13 protein-coding genes and 1 riboswitch are annotated in these 13,219 nt (G+C 38.4%); all 13 genes read right to left on the reverse strand.

The window, feature by feature from the left end; genetic code table 11:
- Positions 1-6: 6 nt before the first annotated feature.
- The gene (gene cobK, locus EUBELI_RS11210; RefSeq protein WP_012740460.1) at positions 7-798 is read right to left on the reverse strand and encodes a precorrin-6A reductase; all 792 of its coding nucleotides are present in this window, start codon (positions 796-798) and stop codon (positions 7-9) included.
- A complete protein-coding gene (gene cobJ / locus EUBELI_RS11215) occupies positions 795-1,514 on the reverse strand; it encodes a precorrin-3B C(17)-methyltransferase (protein WP_012740461.1) in 720 nt (239 codons plus the stop codon). The genes cobK and cobJ overlap by 4 nt, the downstream gene beginning before the upstream one ends.
- 15 nt (positions 1,515-1,529) lie before the next feature.
- Complete coding sequence (locus EUBELI_RS11220) at positions 1,530-2,582, reverse strand: cobalt-precorrin 5A hydrolase (RefSeq protein ID WP_012740462.1); 1,053 nt, start codon at positions 2,580-2,582, stop codon at positions 1,530-1,532.
- Positions 2,579-3,325, reverse strand: coding sequence for a precorrin-4 C(11)-methyltransferase (gene cobM, locus EUBELI_RS11225; protein ID WP_012740463.1), 747 nt, complete (start codon positions 3,323-3,325; stop codon positions 2,579-2,581). Before cobM ends, EUBELI_RS11220 begins: the two co-directional genes overlap by 4 nt.
- Positions 3,318-4,472, reverse strand: coding sequence for a cobalt-precorrin-5B (C(1))-methyltransferase CbiD (gene cbiD, locus EUBELI_RS11230; protein WP_012740464.1), 1,155 nt, complete (start codon positions 4,470-4,472; stop codon positions 3,318-3,320). The genes cobM and cbiD overlap by 8 nt, the downstream gene beginning before the upstream one ends.
- Entirely contained in the window at positions 4,466-5,098 is a 633-nt protein-coding gene (locus tag EUBELI_RS11235; protein ID WP_012740465.1) for a precorrin-8X methylmutase, read from the reverse strand. Before EUBELI_RS11235 ends, cbiD begins: the two co-directional genes overlap by 7 nt.
- Before the next feature lie 5 nt (positions 5,099-5,103).
- Complete coding sequence (locus EUBELI_RS11240; protein ID WP_012740466.1) at positions 5,104-6,246, reverse strand: ABC transporter ATP-binding protein; 1,143 nt, start codon at positions 6,244-6,246, stop codon at positions 5,104-5,106.
- Between the two features lie 25 nt (positions 6,247-6,271).
- Positions 6,272-7,285, reverse strand: a complete 1,014-nt coding sequence (locus tag EUBELI_RS11245) for a FecCD family ABC transporter permease (protein ID WP_012740467.1) — start codon at positions 7,283-7,285, stop codon at positions 6,272-6,274.
- Positions 7,286-7,373: 88 nt separating this feature from the next.
- A complete protein-coding gene (locus EUBELI_RS11250) occupies positions 7,374-8,552 on the reverse strand; it encodes an ABC transporter substrate-binding protein (RefSeq protein ID WP_165437554.1) in 1,179 nt (392 codons plus the stop codon).
- 119 nt (positions 8,553-8,671) lie between these two features.
- Positions 8,672-8,865, reverse strand: a riboswitch (cobalamin riboswitch).
- A 26-nt stretch (positions 8,866-8,891) separates the two neighbouring features.
- Positions 8,892-10,424, reverse strand: a complete 1,533-nt coding sequence (locus tag EUBELI_RS11255) for a sirohydrochlorin cobaltochelatase (protein WP_012740469.1) — start codon at positions 10,422-10,424, stop codon at positions 8,892-8,894.
- 15 nt (positions 10,425-10,439) lie between these two features.
- Entirely contained in the window at positions 10,440-10,697 is a 258-nt protein-coding gene (locus EUBELI_RS11260) for a cysteine-rich small domain-containing protein (RefSeq protein WP_012740470.1), read from the reverse strand.
- Between the two features lie 345 nt (positions 10,698-11,042).
- A complete protein-coding gene (locus EUBELI_RS11265) occupies positions 11,043-11,633 on the reverse strand; it encodes a cytidylate kinase-like family protein (RefSeq protein ID WP_012740473.1) in 591 nt (196 codons plus the stop codon).
- 13 nt (positions 11,634-11,646) lie between these two features.
- Positions 11,647-13,014, reverse strand: coding sequence for an MATE family efflux transporter (locus EUBELI_RS11270; protein ID WP_012740474.1), 1,368 nt, complete (start codon positions 13,012-13,014; stop codon positions 11,647-11,649).
- Between the last annotated feature and the right edge of the window lie 205 nt (positions 13,015-13,219).

Genomic DNA, 13,219 nt, shown 5'->3' on the forward strand with positions numbered 1-13,219 from the left:
AACCTGTTAACACTGTGAATCAATATTTTCTTCAAGATACGCTATAATTTCTGAAAGATTCTTACCACCATTTTCCAATGGCCGCCTTATTACAATGCAGTCAGTTCCTGTATTTAGTGTAGCAGATATTTTTTCTTCATATCCACCGTTATTTCCTGATTCTTTTGTAACAAGTACCCCGATATTAAACTGCCTTATTACTGCTTCGTTTAATTCCTGTGAAAATGGTCCCTGCATTCCAATTAAATGTGCCGGCATAATCCCTGCCTGTATTGCACTTTCCATCATCTGTGGATTAGGCAGAAGGCGAAGATACAGCCTGTCCTTAAAATCCTTAATATGGACATACTCAGGTATGTTCTTGCTTCCTGTCGTCATAAGAACGTTTTTATGAATATATCTGTCTTCATTCAGCAGCCTGACTGCATCCTTCATTGTTTCAGTATATATGATATTGTCTGCATTATTACCAGCTTTTTCTATATTCTCTTCTCTTAATACCCTGACATAAAAAATGTGTCTGCTGTCACATGCCTCTTTTATATTGTGGGTAACCTGTGTGGCATACGGATGTGTTGCATCAATAACTATGTCAGGATGGATTGCCTTTATCTCATCAGACATCTGTTTCTCATCCATTTTCCCGACATGTATATGCACATTATTCTGCCCAGGAAGCAGTTCTTTTCCATACTCAGTAGTTACATACACATGGGTAATACATTTTTTAACTGCAAGAAATTCACATATTCTGCGGCCTTCCGTTGTCCCGGCAAAAAGCATTATTGTCTTTTTCATACAACCTTATATCCTCTCGGTGTAACCATCTTTCCATTAATAATCTTAGTATGGCTGTTTCCAATATAAACTGTCGTGAACATATCTGCTTTGAAATCAGCCAGCTCCTTTAATGTAAGAACCCCGGCTGTCTCATTATCCCTGCCTATATTCCTTACATAGCCACATACTGTATCAGCCGGCTGTACTTCCATTACAATGTCACAGGCTTCTTTTAAATATCCTGCTCTCCTACGGCTTGAAGGATTATATATGCACATTACCATATCGCTTTCAGCCATTGCCCTGATTCTTTTCTTTATCAGTTCCCACGGAGTCATACAGTCACTTAAGCTTATAACCGCAAAATCATGTGACAAAGGTGCTCCGAGACAGGCAGCACCACTATTGGCGGCTGTGACACCTGATATTACCTTAATATCAGTTCCTTCATCTGCAAGTTCATATACCAGACTCGCCATGCCATATACACCACTGTCTCCACTGCATACAAGTACTACATCCCTGCCTTCATTTGCCATGTCTATGGCATACTGACAACGCTCCTTTTCCTGCATCATATTAGTTGAATAATATTCTTTATCTGGAAAATACTGCTTCAATATATCAACATAAGTATTATAGCCAACTATTAACTGTGCTGACGATATTGCAGCTGACGCTTCCAGTGTCATATTATCTTTTGCACCACTTCCAAAACCAACTATCTTAAGCATATCATACTCCTTAATCTATACCATTTTATATACCGCAACAGTTATTCCGTTATCTGCCGTTTTTCCTGCAAGCTTTCTGCCTCCACCCGATGCTGCACATGCGCTGCGCTCACATACATTATCCACACCTATCTGCTCATTTACAAAAGCTGATGATGAAAAATCTCCCTCAATCTCTCTTAATGCTTCAGGTGTATATGTCCTGTATGGAACTTTAAATTTCCTTGCAAATTCAATAATTCCCTGTTCATCCGCTTTTCTGTCAACAGAGGCAGCTACTGCAATAGCTTCTGGCATCAGATTATTCATATCAAAAACCTTCTTAACCACCTGCTCTATCTCTTCTGCTGTCTTTCCCTTTTTGCATCCGATTCCAACTGCCAGATTTTGTGGCACAAGTTTTAATGTTCTCTTAAATACCACATTTTCATCAGGATGAGAAATTATCTGTACACCGCTTTCATATTTACCGTCTGCATTATCTGTATATGTAATCTGCCCATTCCATTGTTTTTCTGTCTCTCTTAACATTTTGACAAATGTTTCATCTCCTGTAATTCCAACAGCTTCCCCATTAAGTATCCGGCCTGATATATCCTGTATCATGACAGGATTAACTATTTTCATATTATGCTCTGCTGCAAACATATCAACCGCAAACATTCCTCTTGTATCTGTAGCTGTAGTAATTACAGGTATTGCACCAATACTGTCTGCAAGTTCTTTGCACCATTCATTGGCACCACCTATATGCCCTGAAAGCAGTGAAATAAGAAATTTGCCACTCTCGTCTGCAACAAGTACTGCCGGATCTGTTACCTTACTTTTAAGATATGGTGCTATTGTTCTTACCGCTATTGCAGCCGCACACACAAATAATATCCTGTCGCACATTGCGAACTCGCTCTTAATAACACTGCCGACAGTGGCAAAAGAAACTGCATCTTCCCTGTAATCATCCCCACATCTTTTGTGGCAGTAAATTGTAACTTCTTCATCCGTCACCGTGGAAGCCTTTTTTGCCACCTTCATTCCCTCATGTGTAAATGCTATTATAACAGTTCTCATTTTCTATACTCCGTTTTAAATTCAGGATCATATAACTTGGAAAATGAATATTTATCTCCTAAGAATTCTCCCACCATTATAAGTGCTGTCTTTGTAATTCCTGCCTTTTCGGCTTCTCTGTCAAGATTTTCCAATGTGGTCTTTATACATTTTTCATCCTTCCAGCTTGCCTTATAACATATTGCACATGGAGTATCCGGTGTATACGCTCCCTTATATAATTCTTCCTTAAGCTCCTTTAAATGTGATGAACTTAAGAATATAACCATTGAGGTTCCATGTGCCGCCAGCTTTGCAATGCTCTCATTATCCGGAACAGGCGTCCTTCCCGGCATCCTTGTAATAATTACTGACTGTGCAACCTCCGGCACTGTATATTCACAGTTCATTGCAGCTGCCGCAGCAAGAAAGCTGCTGACACCCGGACATATTTCACATGTAATTCCATGCTTTGCAAGTTCCTCAATCTGCTCCCTTATAGCTCCATAAAGTGAAGGATCTCCTGTATGCAGTCGTACTATATTCTTTCCTTCGCTCTCCGCCTTCACAATTACATTAATGACCTCATCGAGATTCATGTATGCACTGTTATATATCTCACAGTCTTTTTTGGCATATTCAAGCAGTTCTTCATTTACAAGTGAACCTGCATATATAATCACATCTGCCTCATTAAGCATGCGCATGCCGCGAACTGTAATTAAATCTTTAGCTCCGGGTCCTGCCCCGACAATTTTAACCATAATTATTCTCCATTATATCTTCTAACAGCATATCCGCTGTTTTTGTCTTACCTAATATTCCATATTCATTAGAGAATACAATTGCCCCGATTCTTATTTTACCGCCACTTCTTCTTTGCAATACATCCTCTATGCGGATCATAAGCTGCTTCATTGTATTCTCAAGCATGTCCGATTTTTTCAATATATCAAGTGCAGCCTCTGTCGTGACACAGTCAAGTATTTTCCTTGCAGTATCAGCCTCTGCACCTGCTCTTATGGCACAGGCTGCCAGGACTTCCATACGCCCGTCTGCAGCTTTTGAATGTGTATTCATTATTCCTGCACCCAGTTTTACAAGTTTTCCTATGTGTCCTACAAGAAGCATCGCTTCTGCGCCTGCATCACACACCATATCTATTGTATCACCTATATAATTACTGCATTTGATACTTCTTTTAAGTTCAATTCCAAGAGTATTAAGCAGAAAATCCTGCCCATAATTTCCCGGTGCAATCAGAAGAACTTTTTCGCCTTCTGCTATATGCATTTTAATTTCTGTCCTTATTGTATCAATAAGTGCCTGTTCACTCATAGGCTCTACTATTCCTGTTGTTCCAAGAATTGATATTCCCCCTGTTATTCCGAGGTTCGGATTAAATGTTTTCTTTGCAATTTCAACTCCCTGTGGTGCTGATATTACAACCTTTAAACTTCCCTCATAAGAATAATTCTCTGCTGCTTCCGATACACCTTCTTCAATCATTTTAAGCGGAACCGGATTAATTGCCGCTTCTCCTACCGGGCGCGACAGCCCTTTTTTAGTAATTCTTCCTACACCTGTTCCTCCATCTGTTACAACTCTTTTATCTGTGCTGTCACGTTCTATATAAGAAACACTGGCATATATTAATATTCCGTTAGTCACATCAGGATCATCCCCGCTGTCTTTTTTTATAGCACATGTAACACTGTCCTGTTCCATTGTTATTTCATAAACAGGCAGCGTAAGTTCTACTCCCATCGGAGTAATCACACTGACACTTTCAATTCTCCTGCCTGACAAAAGCATACATGCCGCCGCTTTCGCCGCTGCGCATGCACATGTTCCTGTTGTATATCCACATCGCATTTTTTTCTGATTCTTATATACATATCTCTCTAACATCTGCGCCACTCTTTATCATCATCTGCTGCCATATAAAACAATGCGTTCATAATTGCCGCCGCAACATTGCTTCCGCCTTTTCTGCCTCTTGCAACTATATATGGCATACCGCTTTCAATTATTTCTTCTTTTGCCTCAACTACATTTACAAACCCAACCGGAACTCCGATAACCAGTCTTGGAGCAAATGTACCTTCATCATACAGTTCTCTTATTCTCATAAGTGCTGTTGGCGCATTTCCAACTACCATAATACATCCCGGATTGTCCTTTGCCGCCTTCTCCACACTGACCACTGCCCTTGTTGTCTCACGGCTTGCAGCTTCTTTTGCAACACCTTCATCTGCCATATAACAGTTAAGTGAGCAGCCGAATTTTTCAGCTATCTTATGACTTATACCTGATTTTGCCATGTTGGTATCGGTCACAATCTCCGTACCCTCACGTATTGCCATCAGTGCTTTCTCTATAACGCCATCTGAAAACATCATGCTTGTCTCATATGAAAAGTCCGCTGTTGTATGAATAACTCTCTTAACAACCGGCTTGTATTCAGGTGGAATATCTGTTGTAAGTTCTTTTTCAATTATTGCAAACGACTGTTTTTCAATATCCATTGGCTTCATAATATCTATTCTCCTGTGAATAATGATTTCAATGTATCTATGTCTGGTTTTTTAAGAATAATTTTTTTCTTTTCTGCTGCATACTCCAGTACATCCTTTAACATGGCATTCATCTGCCCTACCGGACACCCCGTATCTATTACATAATCTGATTCATCAATCTTTCTGCATGCTGCTTCAAATGTATCTTTTCCTATAGGTTCAAACATTTTTTCTGTAATAACTTCTGATGCCAGTGCTTTTGCTACAGGAAAATCACAATCATTTTCATAAAGAATTCCCGCTCTGAATGCTATTCCTAAACGCTGTAATTCCCTGTATATAAATACACCTGTTCCTGCACCACCGGCTACGAAAACTTTCGGCGTTCCTTCCGGCTTCTTTAATTCTGTGCTTCCATACATACAATTATAAGTTCCATGTATAAGTCCGTAAAGACTGCTTATCCTGTCATCCGTAAATATTTTTTCCGGTCTTCCGAATTCAATCTTTCCATCTGCCCCGACACACATAACATAATCTGCTATTTTCGCCGCCAGTTCAATTTCATGTAATGATACTATAACTGCAACATTATCTTTAACCGCCATCTCCTGCAATATATCAAGCAGTTCTATCTTATGTCTTATATCAAGAAATGAGGTTGGTTCATCAAGAACAATGACCTCCGGTTTCTGGCATATTGCCCTTGCAAGCATAATACGCTGGCGCTGTCCGTCACTAATCTGTGAAAAATCATTTTCGGCTATATCCAGTGCTGACACTTTTTTAAGTGACTCATTTACAATCACTTCATCTTCCTTAGTCAGTCTGCCAAAATAATTAGTATATGGATATCTTCCCATTGCCACAACATCACGGCATGTCATCATTTCTGTTTTAATTTTTTCCGTAAGAACAACCGACATTATCTTTGCGTATTCTTTACTTGTAAAGTCACTTATCTTTCTGCCCTTGACATATATATTACCGCTTATCGGGTTCATTTCTCTTATAATATTCTTTATTATTGTTGATTTGCCTGCACCATTAGGTCCGATTAATACAAGAATCTCGCCTTTTTTTACCTTCAATGCTATATCTGACAAAAGGACTTTTCCATGATATCCAACGCTTAAATCCTCTGTCTGCACATATATCTGTTCCATATATTTCTCCACTTTTTATCCAATATTACTTTTTCTGCTTTACCATAAGCCAGATAACCACTGGTGCGCCAAATACAGCTGTAACTGTTCCTATTGCCAGTTCTGATGGTGAAAATATTGTTCTTGCAATAAGGTCACAGAACATACAAAAGACTGAACCACACAGGAAAATCGCTGGAATCGTAACTAGTGGTTTTGTTGTTTTAAGTGATAATCTTGTAATATGCGGAACTGCTATCCCCACAAACGATATCGGGCCTGCAAGTGCTGTAACACAGGCAGAAAGCATACTCGACAGCATTACTATACACACCCTGAAAAATCTGATATTAATTCCCATACTCTGTGCATATCCCTCTCCCAACAGATAAGCATTAATTGGTTTTGAAAATAAAAAAGTAATGAATGATGTTGGAAAAACAACTATAGCTGCAAGCTTTACAGCAGTCCATGAGCTTCCGGAAAAGCTGCCCATAGCCCAGTGGGTAAGATTGGCAATATCTGAATCATTTGCAAATGTAATACATAAATCAGTTATTGCAGAGCATATATAACTTATCATAATTCCTACAACTAAAAGCATAGACATGCTCTTTACTTTATTGGCAAAAAGTAATACATACAGCATTGCAAAAAGTGAACCTATAAATGCTGCTGCAATCTGAGCCCATAATGGCATTCCTGACACATATTTCAGCAAGAAAATCATTGTAATGGCAACAAACATTTTGGCACCTGACGAAATACCAAGCACAAACGGACCTGCTATAGGATTTCTGAAAAATGTCTGTAATAAAAATCCCGACAATGACAATGCACCGCCAAGAATAGCAGCCATACATAATCGTGGTAATCGTATTTTCCAGATAATATTATATTCTGGTGTTCCAACATAATCCTTCAGAAATATTATCCTGAAAATCCTTATGGGAGATATATTTATATTGCCTGTATTAATATTGAATATGACTGCTGCAACAAGTAATATCACAAGCAGCACATAAACCAACTGATAACGGAGTATCTGTTTTATCTGCATTTTTTCTCCATTCTTATCTCTATTCTCAAAATGACTGCCTCATTAAGTACTATTTGCTTAATGTGACAGTCACTTTCAGACATAAGTTTTATTTTAACTTCTTTAAGTATGTAAGCTCTGATGTATCAGCATCAGCATTTAACATAAGATTGATATCGTTAATCATACTTCCAATTGTATCTGCAATCTGGAAGAAATCTGGTGTTGTACACCATACATTTCCATCCTTAACAGCCTTTATATCAGCAAGAATACTGTTATATCCTGTAAAATCATTAAGAGTTGATGGCTTTCCGCCTAAGTTCCATACATAAATTATATAATCTGCATCCTTTGCCTTTTCATAAAAGCTTTCTATTCCCATTTCCTGTGTGCCTGTTTTATCAGCATTTAAATCTGAGAAAATGTAATCTCCACCTGCTATATTTACCATCTGTGCAAGATAATCTCCTGCATTTCTGACATACAGCTTACCCTTTGATGTAATATAAAATACAGCTACAGATTTTCCTGTTTTTTCCGCCTTTGAAAGAGTATCAACATATGCAGCCTGCGCGTTAAACATATCTGTTGCAGCATCCTCTTCATTACAGAGTGCAGCATAAAGCTTAGCCCACTCTACTCTTCCTAATGGATGATCTTCATAAGTAGACTGGTCTAATATGTAGTTAATTCCTAATTCTTTTAACTTTTCTGCAACATCAGGAACACTTGTAAGCATTGTTGAAAATATTGCAAGTGTAGGGGCACCTGCTATTATTGTTTCATAATCAGGAGCTTTATAATCTCCTACATAAGTCAGCTTTCCATCATCAAATGCCTTCTTAACGGCATCAATATACCATGATTTTTTATCGTAAGTAACCTGGCTTATGTTATCAAGACAATTGCTTGCATTCATAAGAGATGTTACAGGTGTAGATGAAACAAGCATATTAGTCACAGGTGTTTTTAATATTACTGTGTCAGAATCAACTCCTGATGGTGCAGACATTCCGTCCGGAACCAGTAAAAGCTTTGACTGCTTTGATACGATTGCTGTATCCTCATCTCTGTTAGTTATTGTGATGAGTTTGTAGCCACCCTTGTAATAATCTACAGAGAACAGCTTGGCATACTGTAATTCCATTGAATGGTCGTATACAAGTTCTCCATCATAATTGCCCTCGTTACCTGATTTCTTTTCTGTTCCACATCCACTCATTACAAGTGTAGACACAAGCATTACAAGCATAAGTATGAGTGACAGAAATCTTTTTTTCTTCATTTTCATTCTCCTTTTCCTTTCTCATGAAGTGATTGGATGATTCCGTCATTATCTGCAGAAAAGGAACAGACACTTGTGTCTGCATAAAAAACAATAGTCAGTTGTTCTCGCAACGACTATTATGGCTCTGCCTGTAAGCCGGTCTTCTGACTCACAGATCATAAGCAATATCCGCCTTCCCAGAATAAGAATAAATACTTCTTCCAGTGGCATAATGGATATCGCCTCCCTGTATACAGCAGCGGAACTGTTCAGGATTCCCACCTGATTCCCTGAAGTACATATATACTTCGCTTACAGTGATTATTTCGTTATCATCTGGATTATATCCAGCGTTTATTATTCCATATTATTACTAGAAATGCAATTGTTTTTCTTTTTTACTATAACTGTTGTAAGATACCCTTGTGCCTCTTCAAGTTCATCCAGACCATGATATATCTTTTCATTGTCCATGCCACAATTCGAAACTGCATTTATTTCATATGATTCCCCTGTTGTTTCCTGTCTGAGACGCAGTGCTGAAATCAACGCTTTCAGCCCCTTTCCCGACTTCATATACACACATGTTCCATCATATGAAAATGTATCCTCAGGTTTATACGCTGACGGGATAATATGAATTTCTTCATTCTTCTCTCCAAGTGATATCCCAAGTCTTGCTGCAACAGAGCAAAATGAAGGAACACCAGATATTATCTGTGCTCTCCAGCCATTTGCTTCTGCTCTTTTATGCATGTACATATATGTAGAATATATAGACGGATCACCTATTGTAAGCATTCCTACTTTCTGGCCTTTGCTCAAATATCCTTCTATGTTTTCATATATTTTATTATGTGAAATTTCAAGTTTTCCTTCATCCTTAATCATTGGAAATGGCATGCATAATACAGGCTTTTCCGAAATTTCATGATAAGCCTGCTCTGCTATGCGGTATGCATAACACTCTTCCTTTGACACTGCCGGAATCACTATCAGGTCGCACTCCCTGATTACCTCCAGTTCCTGCAATGTCATCTGCTTCGGATTACCTGTGCCAACTCCAATACCATACAATATGCCTGATTGTTCATCCGGTATGTACTCAAGCTGTGTTACGGCTTTCTGCAAATGTGACAGATACACCTGTCTTACTGCCGGATATTCGCCAATTCCTTTCAGGACACATTCCGGCGCATATCCTTCTTCTTTTAATATACTTGCAAATGAATCACTCTCTCCTGCCATATCATTATTGGCATGATCTCCTGCCACTAACATAAATGGTGCAAGAACTACTCTTGTATTAACAATCCCTTCATCTTTCATCTGCCTGATTACATCCTGAATTGTTCTCTTTCCCTCAACTGTTGCAATATAAACAGGATGTCTGGCATACGCCCTTAATGCCTGCTCAATTATCATATAGCTTTCATCAGCCGAATGCTCCGTTCCATGCCCCATAAAAATCAAAGGTGAATCACCGGCTATTTCCTTTAATGACTCCCACAGTGCCTTCGAAACATCTGTGTAATCATCCACATTTGACAAAAGTGCATCAGCTGTAACTATCTTTTCAAAAAAAGTTCTGCATTGTTCAACTGCATTTTTCATCTGATTATTCTCTATGCCATCTATTACATGAGTTGGAAATACCACAACCCCGGTTACGCCCTGCTCTTTTAGACTCATAAGGGCTTCCAGCGGACTTTTTGCATCAATATGCTCATCCTGCTTCATATGATTTCTTACAATCCTGCTTGATACAGCCTCTTCTATAATCGTATCAGGATAAAACATTGATACCTGATTCTTAATAGCTGTAATATTCTTTATTCTTGTCTCTGTATATGTAGTTCCAAAACTTACTATAAGAATAGCCTTTTTCATTGTGAGTTTCTTCTCCTATCTCATCTTTTCAGATAAAAACTTTACTATGTAATCATAATTTTCCGGAATATGCGGAAATGTACAATTCGTACAATCCTTTATCCGTTTCCCGCTTTCTCTTGTTATATACCGCGGTGTTCCCGGACAATCCTCATAGCAGTTCATGGGACAATAACAAAAAAGGCAGTTGAAATCCTGCCCTTCTTCTATCTTATGACATGGGTAATATTTACACTGGTCGTTCTTAAAATACCTGTAGCTGTTCTGTGTCATAACAGTCTCCTTATAACCTCACCAATATCCTTATTAACACATACAGATTTGTCCCTAATCTCATCCGGCGCATATGCCTGTCCATAGTTAAGACATATATAATGCGCATGCTGCCATTTATCTGTCATCTGCCAAAACGGATATTTTATTATAACAGGTGTATTATACCCTATACCAAGTTCTATGAAAACAATATTTTAATTTTTATGTCTCTCTAAAAACTGTTCATACCTCTGCACATATTCTTCTGCATTTTGTCGGTCTTGCCATATCTTCTCAGCCATTTTCTCAGCTTGTTACAGTAATAGTTTATAACAATAGTACAATACAGATGTGGGTGAATGCTTATATTTTTGTACAATCCATTATGATTTTCTGACACATATCATATCCTAACACAGAGCTGTTCAAAGCCAGTGTATAATTGCCTGCCATTCCCCATCTCTGCTCCGTGTAAAAGTTATAATTTGTCATACGTCTTTTATCTGTGTCTGCCATCATTTTGACTGCTTCCTTCTCTTCAACATTATATAAGCCCATGATACGCTGTACTTTTTCTGGCATATCCCCATGAATAAACACATTTAACACATCATCCCTGTCTTTAAGAATATAATCAGCATTTCTTCCAACGATTACGCAAGGCTCCTTTCCAGCCAACTCCAAAATAACTTTTCTCTGTGCTTCATATACAATATCTTCTATGGACTTTCCTGTAATGTCACGTCCAGCAAATGCATATGCAAATAAACCTTTCTTTGGAGATAACTCAGCATTTTCCTTAATATACTCCGGTGATAAGCCTGACTGTTCTGCAATCTGTCCAATGATATCCTTATCATAATATGTAACTCCAAGTTTCTTTGCCACTTCTTCACCGATAAATCGACCACCGCTTCCAAATTCCCTGCTGATTGTAATAATCCTTTTTGCCATTTACGATTCCTCCTTAATTTAAAACATCTACTTTATTCTTTCTGATTCTCTTTAAAAATACATATCCTGCCAGACATGAAACAACCTCAGTTATTGGGAATGCCCACCAGATAAGAGAAACTCCCATCTGACCATTTCTGACAAACACAGAAAAAATTCCAGACAGTGGCAGGATAATGATAAGCTGTCTCAGAAGAGAGATAACCAATGATTCAACGCCGCCATCCAGTGCCTGATAAATTCCCTGATAAGCAACATTTATTCCAGCAAACAGAAAGCTTATTGAGATTATCCTCATTGCTCCAATAAAATATTCTCTTGACTGTCCTGCATTGAACAAAGTTGCAAAAGCTCCAGGAAAAATTTCCGTAATTGCAATTCCTAGAATCATTAGTACAACGGTATAGAGCAGTCCATACCTGATCCCATCCTGAATTCTCTTTTTACTTCTCATACCATAAGCAAATGCAATAATCGGAGTGATTGCATCTCTAAGCCCAAAGGCAAGGAACAATACAAACTGCTGTACTTTATAGAACAATCCATATGCAGTCTGTGCTGAAGGGCTGAATTTCAAAATCAGATTCATCACATATACCATGATAGACATAAGTGCCTGTGCAATAATTGCAGGAAGTCCAATTGCATATATTTCCTTGATTATTCTGCTATCCGGTTTCATATACTTTACATCATGTTCAAATTCCTTATTCAGTTTCATATGAAATACAAACAATAATATTGCAGACGCAACCTGTCCAATAACAGTTGCATATGCAGCCCCCTTAACTCCCATTTCAGGAACCGGTCCAATACCATAAATCATAATAGGATCAAGAATAATATTTACCACTGCTCCAACTACCTGACCAATTGTAGAATAAAGAGAACGTCCGGTTGCCTGCAGCAGCTTTTCAAATAGTGAAAAGAAAATAATTCCAAATGAAATTACACAGCATATTCTTAAGTAATCTGTTCCCATTAATATAACTTCAGGGTCAATTGTCTGTGATGAAATATATGCTCTTACTCCAAAAATCCCAAACAACAGGCACACCACATAAATAATCACTCCAAGAAACAAACTGTTTCCCGCAACTTTTGCTGCTTTTTTACCATTTCCCTGTCCAAGTGTTCTTGCAAGAAGTGCATTTGTTCCCACACCTGTTCCGATTCCAACTGCTACCATGAGCATCTGAACTGGAAACACCAGTGTAAGTGCATTAAGTGCCGCCTCACTTCCTGATCTCATGTTTCCAACAAAGGCACTGTCTACAATATTGTAAACCGCTTGCAATGCCATAGATAAGATCATCGGTATTCCCATCTGAACCATGAGCTTATTTACCGGCATCTCTCTCATCTTGTTACTTTCTGCCATTTTATAATCCTCCTTGTTTTGCGAAGCAAAATCCGACCCCTTTGGTGAGGAGAGGATTCAGCCTCCTTTTTTTGCATAAAAAAAGTGTGTACTTATCTCATAAGCTGGACTTACGCTGATAAGCTACACACTTTAAAATGCATTATATATTTTCATAATGTGCGACAGCAGACGCACAAAAAACGAGCAGCAAAACTGGATTTAC

Source organism: [Eubacterium] eligens ATCC 27750, assembly GCF_000146185.1.
GTDB classification, from domain to species: Bacteria; Bacillota; Clostridia; order Lachnospirales; family Lachnospiraceae; genus Lachnospira; species Lachnospira eligens.